This window comes from Streptomyces sp. NPDC000880, from assembly GCF_053599675.1.
Genome location: NZ_JBSFMS010000035.1, coordinates 1 through 17,648, shown reverse-complemented (window position 1 = coordinate 17,648; position 17,648 = coordinate 1). Strand labels below are relative to the sequence as shown.

At 69.3% G+C, this 17,648-nt stretch carries 16 protein-coding genes; 14 read left to right on the top strand and 2 right to left on the bottom strand.

Annotated elements, in window-relative coordinates; translation table 11 throughout:
• Positions 1–14 precede the first annotated feature (14 nt).
• A complete protein-coding gene (locus ACWDO5_RS14535) occupies positions 15–947 on the bottom strand; it encodes a hypothetical protein (protein WP_450530620.1) in 933 nt (310 codons plus the stop codon).
• Between the two features lie 382 nt (positions 948–1,329).
• Between ACWDO5_RS14535 and uvrC the strand changes: the two genes are divergently transcribed.
• From uvrC to ACWDO5_RS14485, 10 genes are all read left to right on the top strand, one after another.
• Complete coding sequence (uvrC, locus tag ACWDO5_RS14530; RefSeq protein ID WP_450530619.1) at positions 1,330–3,318, top strand: excinuclease ABC subunit UvrC; 1,989 nt, start codon at positions 1,330–1,332, stop codon at positions 3,316–3,318.
• Positions 3,315–4,253, top strand: a complete 939-nt coding sequence (gene rapZ, locus ACWDO5_RS14525; RefSeq protein ID WP_450530618.1) for an RNase adapter RapZ — start codon at positions 3,315–3,317, stop codon at positions 4,251–4,253. Before uvrC ends, rapZ begins: the two co-directional genes overlap by 4 nt.
• Positions 4,250–5,284, top strand: a complete 1,035-nt coding sequence (locus tag ACWDO5_RS14520; protein WP_450530617.1) for a gluconeogenesis factor YvcK family protein — start codon at positions 4,250–4,252, stop codon at positions 5,282–5,284. The genes rapZ and ACWDO5_RS14520 overlap by 4 nt, the downstream gene beginning before the upstream one ends.
• Entirely contained in the window at positions 5,275–6,264 is a 990-nt protein-coding gene (whiA, locus tag ACWDO5_RS14515) for a DNA-binding protein WhiA (RefSeq protein ID WP_450530616.1), read from the top strand. The genes ACWDO5_RS14520 and whiA overlap by 10 nt, the downstream gene beginning before the upstream one ends.
• Before the next feature lie 172 nt (positions 6,265–6,436).
• Entirely contained in the window at positions 6,437–9,382 is a 2,946-nt protein-coding gene (locus tag ACWDO5_RS14510) for a M14 family zinc carboxypeptidase (RefSeq protein ID WP_450530615.1), read from the top strand.
• Positions 9,383–9,562: 180 nt separating this feature from the next.
• Complete coding sequence (gene gap / locus ACWDO5_RS14505) at positions 9,563–10,567, top strand: type I glyceraldehyde-3-phosphate dehydrogenase (RefSeq protein WP_450530614.1); 1,005 nt, start codon at positions 9,563–9,565, stop codon at positions 10,565–10,567.
• Positions 10,568–10,669: 102 nt separating this feature from the next.
• A complete protein-coding gene (locus tag ACWDO5_RS14500; RefSeq protein WP_450530613.1) occupies positions 10,670–11,881 on the top strand; it encodes a phosphoglycerate kinase in 1,212 nt (403 codons plus the stop codon).
• Positions 11,882–11,887: 6 nt separating this feature from the next.
• Positions 11,888–12,676 (top strand): triose-phosphate isomerase, encoded by a 789-nt coding sequence (tpiA, locus tag ACWDO5_RS14495; protein ID WP_450530612.1) that lies wholly within the window; start codon positions 11,888–11,890, stop codon positions 12,674–12,676.
• 107 nt (positions 12,677–12,783) lie between these two features.
• Positions 12,784–13,014 (top strand): preprotein translocase subunit SecG, encoded by a 231-nt coding sequence (gene secG, locus ACWDO5_RS14490; protein WP_266543062.1) that lies wholly within the window; start codon positions 12,784–12,786, stop codon positions 13,012–13,014.
• A 111-nt stretch (positions 13,015–13,125) separates the two neighbouring features.
• Positions 13,126–13,461, top strand: coding sequence for an RNA polymerase-binding protein RbpA (locus ACWDO5_RS14485; protein WP_078649359.1), 336 nt, complete (start codon positions 13,126–13,128; stop codon positions 13,459–13,461).
• A gap of 6 nt (positions 13,462–13,467) precedes the next feature.
• Here ACWDO5_RS14485 and ACWDO5_RS14480 read toward each other — a convergent pair whose 3' ends face one another.
• On the bottom strand, positions 13,468–13,734 hold the full coding sequence (locus ACWDO5_RS14480) for a hypothetical protein (protein WP_450530611.1): 267 nt from the start codon (positions 13,732–13,734) through the stop codon (positions 13,468–13,470).
• A gap of 9 nt (positions 13,735–13,743) precedes the next feature.
• Between ACWDO5_RS14480 and ACWDO5_RS14475 the strand changes: the two genes are divergently transcribed.
• The 4 genes from ACWDO5_RS14475 to ACWDO5_RS14460 form a co-directional block, all read left to right on the top strand.
• Positions 13,744–13,962, top strand: coding sequence for a hypothetical protein (locus ACWDO5_RS14475; RefSeq protein ID WP_450530610.1), 219 nt, complete (start codon positions 13,744–13,746; stop codon positions 13,960–13,962).
• Between the two features lie 151 nt (positions 13,963–14,113).
• Positions 14,114–15,766 carry a glucose-6-phosphate isomerase gene (pgi, locus tag ACWDO5_RS14470; RefSeq protein WP_450530609.1) on the top strand — a complete coding sequence of 551 codons (1,653 nt, stop codon included), beginning with the start codon at positions 14,114–14,116 and terminating at the stop codon, positions 15,764–15,766.
• Between the two features lie 4 nt (positions 15,767–15,770).
• On the top strand, positions 15,771–16,268 hold the full coding sequence (locus ACWDO5_RS14465; protein ID WP_450530608.1) for a PH domain-containing protein: 498 nt from the start codon (positions 15,771–15,773) through the stop codon (positions 16,266–16,268).
• A partial coding sequence (locus ACWDO5_RS14460; protein WP_450530607.1) for a PH domain-containing protein occupies positions 16,265–17,648 on the top strand: 1,384 nt, incomplete at its 3' end. The genes ACWDO5_RS14465 and ACWDO5_RS14460, both read left to right, overlap by 4 nt.

Below are 17,648 nucleotides of genomic sequence, written 5' to 3'. Positions count from 1 at the left end.
CACAAACGCGAGCGTCAGTCCCAGTCCCAGTCGATCCCCAGGATCCCCGGACGTACGCCCTGCTCCACCAGATGGACCGTACGGTGCCGGCCGCTCAGTGTCAGATCCGTCCTGGCGCCGCGCGGCACTCCTGTCGTGGCCTGCGCGAACCGCCGGCACCGCACCGGCAGCGCAGCCTCGTCGAAGCGCACCTGGAGGACGTACTGCCCGCCCGCGAAGCTGAAGCCTCGGACGTACTCCTCGCTCGGCCCGCCGGTCCCGTCCTCGAAGCCGTAGCCGAAGAGGTACGTCTCACCCGCGCGCAGCCGGGCGTCGAAGAGCAGCTCCGCGATCAGGACCCCGGTCTCCCGGTGCCACCGCACCCGCCCCGTGCGGCAGTTCTCCAGCGCGCTGACCTCCACCCGCGCGGGATCGCAGCCCGGATTGCCGTGGTGAATGGCCAGATAGCGGTCGATGCCGTCGCGGTGGGCGCGTACTACATGCGCCGAATCGCGCCCCAGCAGCTCGCGCCCCGCCCCGATCCGTACCCGCTCGTGGTGGCCCACCGTGTGCAGCCCGCCGTCCGCCGGCGACTCGAGCTCGGCAAGCACCTGCTCCACCGCGCCGGAGGTCCCCACCAGTGAGCGGTAGGAGCGCGTAGCGGGGCGCTCGACATCGGTTCGGGTGCCGCCTTCGCCGACGCCGAGCAGCCGGATCAGCGAGTTCCCGGGCAGTTCGAGTACGTCCTCCAGAGCACGCACGGCGCGCAGCGACTCGGGGCGCTGCGGGCGGCGCGCGCCCTGCTGCCAGTAGCTGAGGCTGGTCACGCCCACCTTTATCCCGCGGTGCGCGAGATGGTGCTGGACGCGCTGGAGCGGCAGCCCGCGCACCGCGAGGGCAGCGCGCAGCGCCAGATGGAACGGGCCGGTGTGCAGCACCTGTGCCAGATCGGCCTCGGTGTGCCCCATGGTTCCTCCAGCGACTTGCGGGAATTAAGTGAGCGTTTACGACGGGGGCGAGCCGCTGTGGGTGGGCGGCGACCGGCGTCCAGGTGGAGCGGGACGGAGGTGTTCACATCCCGGCCGCAGTGTCCACAGCGCCGTGTCATCCCGCATTGAAGCGTGTTGACCCGCCGCCGACAAGGACTGATGCTCATCCGCGGCGTCCGGACGCGATACCCACGCCGATCCGGTGATCACGGTCGCCTCGGCGACGGCGGTCACGGGCGCGCTCGCGCACCCGCCCGGGTCGGCACGGCGGCCTGGCACTGCCGTACGGGATCCGGTGCGGAGCCCCGACGAGGGCCGGACCCGGCCCGCGCTGTCACTGCCCGCCAGTAGGCTGGTCGACATGGCAGACCCCTCCAGTTACCGCCCCAAGCCGGGACAGATCCCCGACTCACCGGGGGTCTACAGATTCCGCGACGAGCACCGCCGGGTGATCTACGTCGGGAAGGCCAAAAGTCTGCGCCAGCGCCTCGCCAACTACTTCCAGGACGTGGCGACTCTGCACCCGCGCACCGCCACCATGGTCACCACGGCGGCCTCCGTGGAGTGGACGGTGGTCTCCACCGAGGTCGAGGCGCTCCAGCTGGAGTACTCCTGGATCAAGGAATTCGACCCGCGGTTCAACGTCAAGTACCGGGACGACAAGAGCTATCCGTATCTCGCGGTCACCCTCAACGAGGACTTCCCGCGGGTCCAGGTGATGCGCGGCGCCAAGAAGAAGGGCGTGCGCTACTTCGGTCCGTACGGCCACGCCTGGGCGATCCGCGAGACCGTCGACCTGATGCTGCGGGTCTTTCCCGTACGCACCTGCTCGGCCGGGGTCTTCAGGAATCACCAGCAGAAAGGGCGCCCCTGTCTGCTCGGCTACATCGGCAAGTGCTCCGCGCCCTGCGTGGGCCGGGTCACCCCCGAGGAGCACCGCGAACTGGCCGAGGAGTTCTGCGACTTCATGGCCGGCCGCACCGGCACGTACATCCGCCGTCTGGAGAAGCAGATGATGGCGGCCGCCGAGGAGATGGAGTACGAGAAGGCGGCCCGGCTGCGCGACGACATAGGGGCACTCAAGCGGGCTCTGGAGAAGAACGCCGTCGTGCTCGCGGACGCCACCGACGCCGATCTGATCGCCGTCGCCGAGGACGAGCTCGAAGCCGCCGTGCAGATCTTCCACGTCCGCGGCGGCCGGGTGCGCGGCCAGCGCGGCTGGGTCACGGACAAGGTCGAGGCCGTGGACACCGCCGGCCTCGTCGAGCACGCGCTCCAGCAGCTGTACGGCGAGGAGCGGGGCGAGGCCGTCCCCAAAGAGGTCCTCGTCCCGGCCCTCCCCGATGACACCGACGCGGTCAGTCTGTGGCTGAGCGGCCGGCGCGGCTCGAATGTCTCGCTCCGTATCCCTCAGCGCGGCGACAAGAGGGACCTGATGGAGACGGTCCAGCGCAATGCCCTGCAGGCCCTCGCACTGCACAAGACCAAACGCGCCAGCGATCTCACCACCCGCTCGCGCGCCCTGGAGGAGATCGCCGAGGCCCTCGGTCTGGTCTCGGCGCCGCTGCGGATCGAGTGCTTCGACATCTCGCACCTCCAGGGCGAGGACGTGGTGGCGTCCATGGTCGTCTTCGAGGACGGCCTGGCGCGCAAGAGCGAGTACCGCCGTTTCCAGATCAAAGGCTTCGAAGGGCAGGACGATGTCCGCTCGATGCACGAGGTGATCACCCGCCGCTTCAGGCGGTACCTCGCGGAGAAAGACAAGACGGGGGAGTGGATCGGCGAAGACACCCCCGAGTCTGTGTCTGACGGAGAAGAGGACAACAGGCCCAAGCGCTTCGCCTATCCGCCCCAGCTCGTCGTCGTGGACGGCGGAAAGCCGCAGGTGGCCGCCGCGCAGCGCGCCCTCGACGAGCTCGGCATCGACGATGTCGCCGTGTGCGGACTGGCCAAGCGCCTCGAAGAGGTCTGGCTGCCGCACGACGACGACCCGGTGGTCCTGCCACGCTCCAGCGAGGGGCTCTATCTCCTTCAGCGGGTCCGTGACACAGCCCACGACTTCGCCATCCGCTACCAGCGCTCCAAGCGGACCAAGCGCATCAGGACCAGCCCGCTGGACGCGGTCCCGGGTCTCGGCGAAACCCGGAAACAGGCGCTGATCAAACATTTCGGCTCGGTGAAGCGGTTGAAGCAGGCGACAATCGAGCAGATCTGCGAGGTTCCCGGCATGGGCCGCAAGACGGCGGAGTCCGTCGTGGTGGCCCTCGCCCAGGCGGCTCCGGCCGCCCCTGCCGTGAATACGGCAACAGGAGAGATCATTGAAGAGAACGACGGGGGCAGCAGGACATGACTGAGCACGATGGAGACGGAGCAGCAGACGTGAGTACGGGCACCACGAGCGAGCCCGGCGGGGCCGCGGACGCGGCAATCCCCGAGCTGGTGATCATCTCCGGAATGTCGGGCGCCGGGCGCAGCACGGCCGCGAAGTGTCTGGAGGACCTCGGCTGGTTCGTCGTCGACAACCTGCCGCCCGCGCTGATCCCCACCATGGTGGAGCTCGGCGCACGCTCGCAGGGCAATGTCGCCCGGATCGCCGTCGTCGTCGACGTACGCGGCCGGCGGTTCTTCGACAACCTCCGCGAGTCCCTCGCCGACCTGGACACCAAGCAGGTCACCCGGCGAATCGTCTTCCTCGAGTCCTCCGACGACGCCCTGGTCCGCCGCTTCGAGTCGGTCCGCAGACCGCACCCCCTCCAGGGCGACGGCCGGATCGTCGACGGCATCGCGTCCGAGCGTGACCTGCTGCGCGAACTGCGCGGCGACGCCGACCTGGTGATCGACACCTCCAGCCTCAACGTCCATGAGCTGCGTGCCAAGATGGATGCCCAGTTCGCGGGCGACGAGGAGCCGGAGCTGCGGGCCACGGTGATGTCGTTCGGATTCAAGTACGGACTGCCGGTCGACGCGGACCTCGTCGTCGACATGCGCTTCCTGCCGAACCCGCACTGGGTCCCGGAGCTGCGTCCGTTCACCGGCCTCAACGAAGAGGTGTCGAACTACGTCTTCAACCAGCCCGGCGCCAAGGAGTTCATCGACCGCTACACCGAGCTGCTCCAGCTGATCGCCGCGGGCTACCGCCGCGAGGGCAAGCGGTACGTGACCATCGCGGTCGGTTGCACCGGCGGTAAGCACCGCTCCGTCGCCACGTCGGAGAAGCTCGCCGCCAGGCTCTCCTCCGCGGGGATCGAGACCGTCGTTGTCCACCGGGACATGGGGCGCGAGTGACCGGACGTAACCTCCGTCTGCGGCGGCTGCGCAGGTCCACGCACGCGCTGACCGGACGGAAGCGCGGCGCACAGCCCAAGGTCGTCGCGCTCGGTGGCGGCATGGGCTTGTCCGCGTCACTCACGGCCCTGCGCCGTATCACCGGCGACCTCACCGCGGTCGTCACCGTCGCCGACGACGGCGGCTCCAGCGGCCGGCTCCGTGACGAGCTCGGCGTGCTGCCGCCCGGTGACCTGCGCAAGGCTCTCGCTGCGCTGTGCGGCGACGACGACTGGGGCCAGACCTGGGCCCGGGTGATCCAGCACCGCTTCGAGTCCAAGGGCGACCTGCATGAACACGCGGTCGGCAATCTGTTGATAGTGGCCCTGTGGGAGCAGCTCGGCGACCATGTCCTGGCCCTGGACCTGGTCGGCAAGCTGCTCGGCGCACACGGCCGGGTGCTGCCGATGTCCGCCGTCCCGCTGGAGCTGCAGGCGCTGGTCCGGGGCCACGACCCGGCCCGCCCGAACGACGTGGTTACCGTGCGCGGCCAGGCGACCGTCGCGCTCACGCCCGGTGAGGTGCAGTCGGTGCACCTCGTCCCGCACGACCCGCCCGCCGTCCCCGAGGCCGTCGCCGCCGTCCTGGACGCCGACTGGGTGGTGCTCGGCCCGGGTTCCTGGTTCTCCTCGGTGATCCCGCATCTGCTCGTGCCCGAACTGCTGAACGCGCTGATCGAGACGAAGGCCCGCCGCGTCCTCTCGCTCAACCTCGCGCCGCAGCCCGGCGAAACAGATGGCTTCTCACCGCAGCGTCATTTGGAGGTTTTGGGACGACACGCGCCTAAACTCGCCCTGGACGTGGTGCTGGCCGACGAGGCCGCCGTGCCCGACCGTGAGTCCCTCGCCGACGCCGCCACGCGGCTCGGCGCCGCGGTCGAGCTGGCCCCCGTGGCCTCGCCCAACGGCGTTCCGAAGCATGATCCGGAGCTGTTGGCCGCCGCGTACGACCGTATTTTTCGGATGCATGGAAGGATCGGCCCATGGCGATGACGGCAGCGGTGAAGGACGAAATCTCCCGGCTTCCCGTCACCCGGACCTGCTGCAGAAAAGCGGAGGTCTCGGCGATCCTTCGGTTCGCGGGCGGGCTGCACCTGGTGAGTGGCCGCATCGTGATCGAGGCGGAGCTGGACACCGGCATCGCGGCACGCCGGCTGAAGCGGGACATCCTGGAGATCTTCGGGCACAGCTCCGAGCTGATGGTGATGGCGCCCGGCGGACTGCGCCGCGGCTCGCGCTACGTCGTACGGGTGGTGGCCGGCGGCGACCAGCTGGCCCGCCAGACCGGTCTCGTCGACGGCCGCGGCCGCCCGATCCGGGGGCTGCCCCCGCAGGTCGTCTCCGGTGCCACCTGTGACGCGGAGGCCGCCTGGCGAGGTGCGTTCCTGGCACACGGCTCGCTCACCGAGCCGGGCCGCTCCTCCTCGCTGGAGGTCACCTGCCCCGGCCCGGAGGCAGCTCTGGCTCTGGTCGGCGCGGCACGCCGGCTCTCCATCGCCGCCAAGGCGCGTGAGGTACGTGGCGTGGACCGCGTCGTCGTGCGCGACGGGGACGCGATCAGCGCGCTGCTGACGCGCCTCGGGGCGCACGAGTCGGTGCTGGCCTGGGAAGAGCGGCGGATGCGCCGCGAGGTGCGCGCCACCGCCAACCGCCTCGCCAACTTCGACGACGCCAACCTGCGCCGCTCGGCGCGCGCCGCGGTCGCCGCGGGCGCCCGGGTGCAGCGCGCGCTGGAGATCCTCGCCGAGGAGGTGCCCGAGCACCTCGCCGCGGCCGGCCGGCTGCGGATGGAACACAAGCAGGCTTCACTCGAGGAGCTGGGCGCGCTGGCAGACCCGCCGCTGACCAAGGACGCGGTCGCGGGCCGTATCCGCCGGCTGCTCGCGATGGCCGACAAGCGAGCCCAGGACCTCGGCATTCCGGGTACGGAGTCCAATCTGACCGAGGAAATGGCCGACGGTCTCGTCGGCTGAGTCCGGCTGAGTTCCGGCTGATGTCCACCACCATGATCGAGCCACCGCTGTCGGCGCCTTCCAGGTGCCGACAGCGGCGTTATGTCTATTTGTATGCTCTTGACATGATCATGAAGTGTCATGAGCCTGACGTCTGTCCACTTTCGTGGCACACAACAGCAAAGGGAGGCTCATGAGACGCAGAGCGAGATCGATCCTCGCCGCGGCTTCACTGCTGATGGCCGGACTGGCGGCCGCACCGATCGCCCAGGCGGAACAGGCGGGTGACGACGACGGACTCTCCGTATGGCATGCGAAGGTCACCAAAGCCCAGGTCCCGCTGATCCTCGCGGCGGGCGCCGACGCACATGAACTCAGCGAGCAGGTGCCCGACAAGGGCACCGCCACGGTCGAGCTCTACCTCACCGAGCAGCAGGCCGGCGCACTGCGCGAGCAGGGCATCGGCATCACCGAGCACACCATCTCGGGCACGGCCGAGAACCGCGTGGCCGCCGCGGGCGACGGCGTCTTCCGCCCGTACGGCGGCGAGACGGGCCTGAAGCGCGAGATCCTCGCCACCGCGCAGGCCAACCCCGCCCTCACCAAGGTCGTCAGCATCGGCAAGACCCTGGGGGGCCAGGACATCCTCGCCCTCAAGCTCAGCAAGGGCGCCAAGAAGTACAAGGACGGCTCCAAGCCCGCCACGCTGTATCTGTCCAACCAGCACGCCCGCGAGTGGATCACCCCGGAGATGACCCGCCGGCTGATGCACCACTACCTGGCGGGCTACGGCAAGGACCCTCGGATCACGAAGATCGTCGACTCCACCGAACTGTGGTTCGTCCTCTCCGCCAACCCCGACGGCTACGACTACACGTTCAAGGGCACCGCCGAGCGCCAGTGGCGCAAGAACCTCCGCGACAACAACGGCGACGGCAAGACAGCCCCCGGCGACGGCGTCGACCTCAACCGCAACTTCGCCTACAAGTGGGGCTACGACAACGAAGGTTCGTCCCCCGACCCCGCCTCCGAGACCTACCGCGGCACCGGTCCGGCCTCCGAGCCCGAGACGAAGGCGCTCGACGCCTTCCAGAAGCGCATCGGCTTCGAGTACGGCATCAACTACCACTCCGCGGCCCAACTGCTCCTGTACGGAGTCGGCTGGCAGGTCGCCACCCCGACGCCGGACGACGTCCTGTACGAGTCCCTCGCCGGTACGCCCCAGAACTCCGCCGTCCCCGGCTACCGCCCCCAGGTCTCCTCCGAGCTCTACACCACCAACGGGGAGGCCGACGGCCACGCGGCCAACGTCAACGGGATGATGATGTACACCCCGGAGATGTCGACCTGCGCCACCGCCTCCAGGATCGACCCCAACGACTCCTGGAACGCTGCCGACTGTGCATCCGTCTTCACCTTCCCGGACGACGAGAAGCTGATCCAGCAGGAGTTCGCCAAGAACATCCCGTTCGCGCTCTCCGTCGCCGAAACCGCGGCCCACCCCGACCAGCCGTCTTCCTCGCTCGGCCTGAAGGCCGCGGACTTCACCCCCGATGCCTTCACCACCTCCTACGCCGCCGGCGGCGACCAGGAAGTCTCCGTCATCGCGCGCAAGTCGGTACGCGACAAGGAGCTCAAGTACCGCGTCAACGGCGGCCGTACGCACGACCAGGCGCTCAGGGCCTGGAAGGGCGGCGAGGTCTACGGCGGCGATGACAACATCCGCTTCGACGAGTACCGGGCCAAGGTGCAGGACGGCGACGTCGGCGACAAGGTCGAGGTCTGGTTCACCGGTGAGACCAAAGCCGGAAAACCCACCTCCAGCGAGCACTTCACCTACACGGTCGCCGAACGGCCGCGCGGCGACACGCTGGTGATCGCCGAGGAGGGCGGCACCGCCCCGGCGCAGAACACCGCCGCGTACACCAAGGCCCTCGCGGACAACGGCCACAGCGCCGCGGTCTGGGACGTCGCCACGCAGGGCGTCCCGGACGCCCTCGGCGTGCTCAGCCACTTCGAGACGGTCATCTGGTACACCGGCGCCGGACAGCCCTCCGCGGCGACCACGGGCGTCGTACGGGACTACCTCAACGAGGGCGGGAAGCTGATCAACGCCGGTGAGCTGGCCGGCGGCGACGTCGACCTCGGTGGGGCCGACTCCAACGACTTCGCGCAGTACTACCTCGGCGCGTACAACCGCGTCGGGCTGAAGTCCCCGTTCTCCTTCGCCGGCACCGGAAGGCTCGCGGGCGCGAAGGCCTCACTCGCCGCTGCGCCCGGGAACCCGCTCGATCTGGCCGGGGCGTACACGATCACCTCGGACACCCTGAAGCCCGACCGGTTCCCGCAGTTCAAGAGCGCCTCCGCGGGCGGATACCCGGGCATCCGCACCCCGTTCGAGCCGGCTGACGGCTCCTGGTTCGCGGCGGCGAAGCATGAGGACGACGCGTACATGCGGCTGTCGCGCACCGTGGATCTGACCGGCACGGCGGCCGGTGCCAAGCCGAGCCTGCAGTTCCAGCTCAGCCACGACACCGAGCGCGGCTTCGACAATGTCGTCGTCGAGGCGCACACGGTCGGCCAGGAGGACTGGACGACCCTGCCGGACGCCAACGGCGGCACCACCACCCAGGTGCCCGTCCAGTGCGAGGAGGGCTACTACGTAGAGGGCCACCCGTTCCTCGCCCACTACCTGACCGTCACGGACAGCGGCTGCACGGCGACCGGCACCAGCGGTGCCTGGAACCGCTTCACCGGTTCCTCCAACGGCTGGCAGCCCGTCTCCGTCGACCTCAGCGCCTACGCGGGCAAGCAGGTCGAGCTCTCCATCTCGTACGTCACGGACCCGGGCACCGGCGGAATCGGCGCCTTCGTCGACGACACCGAGCTTGTCGTCGGCGGCACCCCGCAAGGTCCGGAGGGCTTCGAGACCGCGCTCGGCCCGTGGACCGTCGCCAGGCCGCCGGCCGGCAGCCCCGGCAACACCGGCGACTGGGCACGCGCCCAGGCGCTGTTCCATTCCCAGGCTGCCGTCACCACCCGGGACACCGTGCTCATCGGCTTCGGCCTGGAGCATGTGCCCGGCGCGGCCGACCGCAAGCAGCTCATCGGAAAGGCTCTCAGCGCGCTGCCGCGCTGACGCTGCGTAGCAGGGACGGCGGTCCGTGGCCCCTACTGGGGGGTACGGATCGCCGTGCCACGCAGGGAGCCACTCGATGTCACCCCGGGGCCCTCATGGAGGTAGGGTCGTAGGCGGTCGGGGACATCCCATACAACTCGCCGGCGTCTAAAACCGGCGTACCAACGAGGAGATCGGTTCGTGACGATCCGCGTAGGCATCAACGGCTTTGGCCGCATCGGTCGTAACTACTTCCGCGCGCTGCTGGAGCAGGGTGCAGACATCGAGATCGTGGCTGTCAACGACCTTGGTGACACTGCGACCACGGCCCACTTGCTGAAGTACGACACCATCCTGGGCCGCCTCAAGGCCGAGGTGACCCACACCGCCGACACGATCACGGTCGACGGCCACACCATCAAGGTGCTCTCCGAGCGCAACCCCGCCGACATTCCGTGGGGCGAGCTGGGCGTCGACATCGTCATCGAGTCGACCGGCATCTTCACCAAGAAGGCCGACGCCGAGAAGCACATCGCCGGCGGCGCCAAGAAGGTCCTCATCTCGGCTCCGGCCAAGAACGAGGACATCACCATCGTGATGGGCGTCAACCAGGACAAGTACGACGCGGCCAACCACCACGTCATCTCCAACGCCTCCTGCACCACCAACTGTGTGGCGCCGATGGCCAAGGTTCTCCTGGAGAACTTCGGCATCGTCAAGGGCCTGATGACCACGGTCCACGCGTACACGAACGACCAGCGCATCCTGGACTTCCCGCACTCGGACCTGCGCCGCGCCCGCGCCGCCGCCGAGAACATCATCCCGACCACCACCGGTGCCGCGAAGGCCACCGCGCTGGTCATCCCGGAGCTGGCGGGCAAGCTCGACGGCATCGCGATGCGCGTCCCGGTCCCCACCGGCTCCGTGACCGACCTGGTGGTCGAGCTCGAGCGCGAGGTCACCAAGGACGAGATCAACACCGCGTTCCAGAAGGCGGCCGAGGGCCAGCTCAAGGGCATCGTGGACTACACCGAGGACCAGATCGTCTCCTCGGACATCGTCAATTGGCCCGCCTCCTGCACCTTCGACTCCTCCCTGACCATGGTCCAGGGCAAGAACGTCAAGGTCATCGGCTGGTACGACAACGAGTGGGGCTACTCCAACCGCCTCGTGGACCTCACGGTCTTCGTCGGCGGCCAGCTCTGATCTGCAACGAGAGCACCACGATGTGAGCGATAGGGCTCGGGCAGCGCAACGCAGCGCGGTTCGAGCCCTTCGCACGTCCCAGCCCTCTGAGGAGCCGTACACATGAAGACGATCGACCAACTTCTCGCCGAAGGGGTCGCCGGCAAGCGGGTATTCGTCCGCGCCGACCTCAATGTGCCGCTCGACGGCACCACGATCACCGACGACGGCCGCATCCGCGCCGTAGTGCCGGCCGTCGCCAAGCTCGCCGAGGCGGGCGCGCGTGTCGTCGTCGCCTCCCACCTGGGCCGGCCCAAGGGCGCCCCGGACCCGGCCTTCTCGCTCGCCCCCGCGGCCGCGCGGCTCGGTGAACTGCTCGGTGCCGACGTCGCCTTCGCCACCGACACCGTCGGCGAGTCGGCCAAGGCCGTCGTCGCGGGCCTCGCCGACGGCCAGGTCGCCGTCATCGAGAACCTCCGCTTCAACCCCGGTGAGACCAGCAAGGACGACGCCGAACGCGGCGCCTTCGCCGATCAGCTCGCCGGTCTTGCCGATCTGTACGTGGGCGACGGCTTCGGCGCCGTACACCGCAAGCACGCCTCGGTGTACGACCTCCCGGCCCGCCTGCCGCACGCCGCCGGCTACCTCATCGCCACCGAGGTCGGCGTCCTGAAGAAGCTCACCGAGGACGTCGAGCGCCCGTACGCCGTCGTCCTCGGCGGTGCCAAGGTCTCCGACAAGCTCGGCGTCATCGATCACCTGCTGGAGAAGGCCGACCGCATCCTGATCGGCGGCGGCATGGCGTACACCTTCCTCAAGGCCCAGGGGTACGAGGTCGGCATCTCGCTGCTCCAGGAGGACCAGATTCCGGCGGTCCGGGAGTACCTGGAGCGGGCCAAGGCGAAGGGCGTGGAGTTCGTGCTCCCCGTCGATGTCCTGGTCGCGCCCGAGTTCCCGGACCTGAAGACCAAGGCCCCGGCCAACCCGTCCACCGTCGCCGCGGACGCGATCCCGGCCGACCAGCTGGGTCTGGACATCGGTCCCGAGACCCGCAAGCTGTACGCATCGAAGCTCGCCGACGCGGCCACCGTCTTCTGGAACGGTCCGATGGGCGTCTTCGAGCACCCTGACTACGCCGAGGGCACCAGAGCCGTTGCCCAGGCGCTCGTGGACTCCCGGGCGTTCTCGGTCGTCGGCGGTGGCGACTCCGCCGCGGCCGTCCGGATCCTGGGCTTCGACGAGAAGGCATTCAGCCACATTTCGACCGGTGGCGGCGCGAGCCTCGAGTACCTCGAGGGCAAGACGCTTCCCGGCCTCGCCGCACTGGAGGACTGACCCCTAATGACTGCTCCCGAAATGGGCCGCACCCCGCTGATGGCGGGCAACTGGAAGATGAACCTCAACCACCTCGAGGCCATCGCCCATGTCCAGAAGCTCGCTTTCGCCCTGGCGGACAAGGATTACGAGGCCGTAGAGGTCGCCGTAATTCCGGCCTTCACCGCCCTGCGTTCCGTGCAGACCCTGGTCGACGGCGACAAGCTCAAGATCAAGTACGGTGCGCAGGACCTCTCCGCGCACGACTCCGGCGCGTACACCGGCGAAGTCTCGGGCTCGATGCTGTCCAAGCTGAAGTGCACCTACGTCACCGTGGGCCACTCCGAGCGCCGGCAGTACCACGCGGAGACGGACGAGCTCTGCAACGCCAAGGTGAAGGCCGCCTTCCGGCACGGCCTGACCCCGATCCTCTGCGTCGGTGAGGGCCTGGAGGTCCGCAAGGCCGGCCAGCAGGTCGAGTACACGATCACGCAGCTCGACGGCGGCCTGAAGGACATCCCGGCCGAGCAGGCCGAGTCCATCGTGATCGCGTACGAGCCGGTGTGGGCCATCGGTACCGGCGAGGTCGCCACCCCCGAGGACGCGCAGGAGGTCTGCGGTGCGATCCGCGGGCGCCTGGCCGAGCTGTACTCCCAGGAGCTGGCCGACAAGGTCCGCATCCAGTACGGCGGCTCGGTGAAGTCCGGGAACGTCGCCGCGATCATGGCGCAGCCCGATGTGGACGGCGCTCTGGTGGGCGGTGCTGCGCTGGACGCGGACGAGTTCGTCAAGATCGTCCGGTTCCGCGACCAGTAAGTATGCGGTAGCGCGGATCCGTCGTACGCTTGCGGGGGCCCGAGGCTTCTCCGAGCCCGGGCCCCCGTCGTCCATTTCAGTCCGAGGAAGTTGGTCCAGCCGTGATTATGGGGTTTTCGATCGCCCTGATCGTCTTCAGCCTGCTGATGATGCTGCTGGTGCTGATGCACAAGGGGAAGGGCGGCGGCCTCTCCGACATGTTCGGTGGCGGTATGCAGTCCTCAGTAGGCGGCTCCTCGGTCGCCGAGCGCAACCTCGACCGCATTACGGTGGTCATCGGCCTGCTGTGGTTTGCGTGCATTGTCGTACTTGGCTTGCTGATGAAGTTGGACAGCTGACCCGTCGCCGTCAGCGTCTCGGTGCGGGGTGTAACTCCAATCACTGGACGCACGTTGGGCCTTACGTAGACTGGGGCATCTTCGAGCACCATCACGCAGGGAGTTACGACCGTGGCAAGTGGCAACGCGATCCGGGGAAGCCGGGTCGGAGCGGGGCCGATGGGTGAGGCCGAGCGGGGCGAGTCCGCGCCGCGCCTGCGCATCTCCTTCTGGTGCTCGAACGGGCACGAGACGCAGCCGAGCTTCGCCAGCGACGCACAGGTTCCCGACACTTGGGACTGTCCTCGCTGTGGGTTCCCGGCCGGACAGGACCGGGAGAATCCGCCGGACCCGCCGCGCACCGAGCCGTACAAGACGCACCTCGCCTATGTACGCGAGCGGCGCAGCGACGCGGATGGCGAGGCGATTCTCGCCGAGGCGCTCGCGAAACTGCGGGGCGAAATCTAGAAGTTGTTACCCGGCCGGATGCCTGTGGGCGTCCGGCCGGAGTGCGTTCGCGGCCGGCTCGGCGCGGGGGCCCGGCGGAGCCGCCGCGGTGATCACGGACTTCCGGGCCCGCAGCGTGGCGGGCTGCCTGTCGGCCCACAGACTGGCCGTCCGGATCGGGCGAATACGGAGCGTGTTCGCCGCGGGGCTTGTGCGGACCGGGTGCCTGGTCGCCATGGGGTCCGTGGGCGCGCTGTGGGTCACGATCGCCGCGATGGCGGTGTCCGCGGTCATGGGCATGGTGTGGAACGTCAACCAGACGACGCTGGTCCAGGAGCGAAACCCGCCGCAGCTGAGCGCCGGATCGGCGCCGCCTTCCGTACGCCCGCGATCGCCGGCGCTCCGCTCGGCGCGCTGCTCGGCGGAGCGGCAGCGGCCGCCTGGGGGCCGAACACACCCGCCTTGCCGACGGCCGCACTGCGCATTCCGGCAGTCGCGTCGCTCACCCCTCTGATCAATTAGGTTGGAGACGCAGCGGGGCACGCAGGCAGGTACGAGAAGAAGTGGGCTGATGTCCAAGATGCTGTGTCTTCCCGGGGGACAACCCCCGGACCCCCGGCCGAAAAGCAGGTCAGCGGGGCTGAACCGACCGTCCAGGCGAGGGTGAATCTCTGTGAACGCAGAAGGCCGTACGAGGCTCAATCAGACGCCCGAATGGGCTGCTCTCGGCAAGCACCGCGAGCAACTCGGACAGACGCATCTGCGGGAACTGTTCGCAGCCGACCAGGCGCGCGGCAGCCGGTACACCCTCCAGGTCGGCGATCTCTACCTCGACTACTCCAAGCATCTGGTGACCGACGAGACGCTGGCGCTGCTGCGCGCGCTGGCCGCGGCCACCAACGTCGCAGCGCTGCGGGACGCGATGTTCCGCGGCGAGAAGATCAACACCACCGAGGACCGCGCCGTCCTGCACACGGCGCTGCGCGCCCCGCGGGACGCCGTGATCGAGGTGGACGGCGAGAACGTGGTGCCGGCGGTGCACGCCGTGCTCGACAAGATGGCCACCTTCTCCGACCGCGTCAGGTCGGGCGAGTGGACCGGCCATACCGGCAAGCCCATCAAGAACGTGGTGAACATCGGCATCGGCGGCTCCGACCTGGGCCCGGCCATGGCGTACGAGGCGCTGCGCTCATACACCGCGCGCGATCTTACGTTCCGTTTCGTGTCGAACGTCGACGGGGCCGATCTGCACGAGGCCGTAAGGGACTTGGACCCGGCCGAGACGCTCTTCATCATCGCCTCCAAGACCTTCACCACCATCGAGACCATCACCAACGCCACCTCCGCCCGCGACTGGCTCCTCTCCGGGCTGAAGGCGGGTCAGGACGCCGTCGCCAAGCACTTCGTGGCGCTGTCCACGAACGCCGAGAAGGTCTCCGACTTCGGCATCGACACGGCGAACATGTTCGAGTTCTGGGACTGGGTCGGCGGGCGCTACTCCTTCGACTCGGCGATCGGCCTCTCGCTGATGATCGCGATCGGCCCGGACCACTTCCGCGACATGCTCGCCGGCTTCCACCTGGTCGACGAGCACTTCCGTACGGCTCCGGCGGAGGCCAACGCGCCGCTGCTGCTCGGCCTGCTGGGCGTCTGGTACGGCGAGTTCTTCGACGCGCAGTCGCACGCCGTGCTGCCCTACTCCCACTATCTGAGCAAGTTCACCGCCTACCTCCAGCAGCTCGACATGGAGTCCAACGGCAAGTCCGTGGACCGCGAGGGCAACCCCGTCGACTGGCAGACCGGTCCCGTCGTCTGGGGCACGCCCGGCACCAACGGACAGCACGCGTACTACCAGCTGATCCACCAGGGCACCAAGGTCATCCCGGCGGACTTCATCGGATTCGCCAAGCCGGTCGGGGATCTGCCGCCCGGTCTGGTCGCCCAGCACGATCTGCTGATGGCCAACTTCTTCGCGCAGACGCAGGCGCTCGCCTTCGGCAAGACGCCTCAGGAGGTACGGGCGGAGGGTGTGCCCGAGGAACTGGTGGCGCACAAGACGTTCCAGGGCAACCACCCGACGACCACGATCCTCGCAGGCGAGCTCACGTCGTCCGTGCTCGGCCAGCTGATCGCGCTCTACGAGCACAAGGTGTTCGTCCAGGGCGCCATCTGGAACATCGACTCCTTCGACCAGTGGGGCGTCGAGCTCGGCAAGGTGCTCGCCAAGAGGATCGAGCCGGTGCTGACCGAGGGGACAGGCGGCGAGCAGCTGGACAGCTCGACCTCGACGCTGGCGGCCAAGTACCGCACACTGCGGGGGCGTTGAGCCGATGGAGGAGGAGGGGGTGAGGCTGAGGCTGCCGAACAGCACACTGAACGAGCGGGTGGTCGGCTGGTGGCGAGTGCAGTTGCTGTTGGCGACCGCGCTTCCGGTGGCCGTGCTCGCCGTACTGGGCCTGCTTATCGAGCCGGCCCGGCTGTGGCTGCTGACGCCCGCCGCCGTGCTGGCGGTGCTGGGCCTGGCCTGCACCCTCCTCCTCCCCAAGTGGTGGTTCCAGGTGCACCGCTGGGAGGTCACGGACGAGGCGGTCTACGTCCGTACGGGGGCGATCTGGCAGGAATGGCGGATCGCGCCCATGTCCAGGATCCAGACTGTGGATACGGTGCGTGGGCCGCTGGAGCAGGCCTTCCGGCTCGCCACGGTCATCGTCACCACCGCGTCCTCCAAGGGCGCGATCAAGATCGAGGGGCTCGACCATGAGCTCGCCGCGGAGCTCGCGCAGCAGCTGACCCGTATCACCCAGGCCACGCCCGGGGACGCGACATGAGCTCGGCCGAGCCGGAGCCGGTGGCCGAGAAAGAGTGGCGGCAGCTCGACAAGCGCACCGTGCTCGTCACTGCCTTCATCCTGGCGGGGGCGGCCGCGGGCGCAGGGCTGCCCACCACCCTCGGCCTCGCCGGCGGAATGCCGCTCGGGCAGGCGGTCGGATGGGTGCTGGCCGGTGCCGTGCTGCTGATCGCGGTGGGCACGGGCGCCGACTACGTACGGTGGCGCCGGACGCGCTACCGCATCGGCCTCGAGCGCGCCGAGCTCCACACCGGACTGCTGCTGGTCAAACGCCGATCGCTGGCCCGCGAGCGCATCCGTAGCGTCGACCTGTCCGCCAACCCGCTGCTGCGCGTCCTCGGCCTGGTCAAGGTACGTATCGGCACGGGCGAGCACACCGCCGGCGAGTCCACGCTGGAGCTCGACCCGGTCAGCAAGGCGGAGGGCGAGCGGTTGCGTACACAGCTGCTGGCCCGGGCGGCGACGACCGCTCCCGGCACCCACCGCGAGGGCGAGCTCGCTGCCTTCGACCCGTCCTGGATCCGGTACGCGCCGGTCAGCTTTGTCGCCCCGCTGCTCGGTGGCGCCGCGGCCGGCGGTGTGATGCAGGTCAGCGAGTGGTTCGGGGCACAGGGCAAGGTCATCGACTGGGTGCGGGACCGGTTCCAGGACACCCCCATCGCCGTGGCGGTCGTGGTGCTCGTCGTCGCGGCCGTGGCCGTCGGAGTCGTCGGCGCGCTCGGCCTGTGGATCGAGATGTGGTGGAACTACCGCCTGGAGCGTGAGCCGGGCGGCACCCTGCGAGTGCGGCGTGGCCTGTTCACCGCGCGCTCGATCTCCATAGAGGAGCGCCGCCTGCGCGGTGTCGAACTCGTCGAGCCGCTCGGCGTCAGACTGTTCGGCGCGGCCCGGGTGGACGCGGTCGCCACCGGTCTCACCGACGACGAGCGGGACAAGCACGCCGATCTGAAGGTGCTGCTGCCGCCGGCCCCGCGGGCGATGGCGGACGAAGTGGCCGCGCAGGTGCTGCGCGAGCCCGTGGCCCCGACGAGCGCGGCCCGCCTGACCGCCCACCCCCGGGCGGCGCGCACCCGGCGGCTGCGCTGGGCGCTGGTATCGGCGCTGCTGCCGCTGCTGGTGCTGACGGTTGTGGGGGCCTGGCTCACCTCCGTACTGCTGTACATCGCGGCGGCGTGCGCGTTCGTGGCGCTGCCGGCCGCGGTGATCCTCGCCCTGGATGCGTACCGCAGCCTGGGGCACGGCATCAGCGGTGCGTATTTGGTGGCCCGCTCCGGCACGGTCTGCCGCGCGACGGTCGCGCTGCAGCGGGGCGGGGTCATCGGCTGGACGGTGAAGCAGTCGGTCTTCCAGCGCCGGGCCG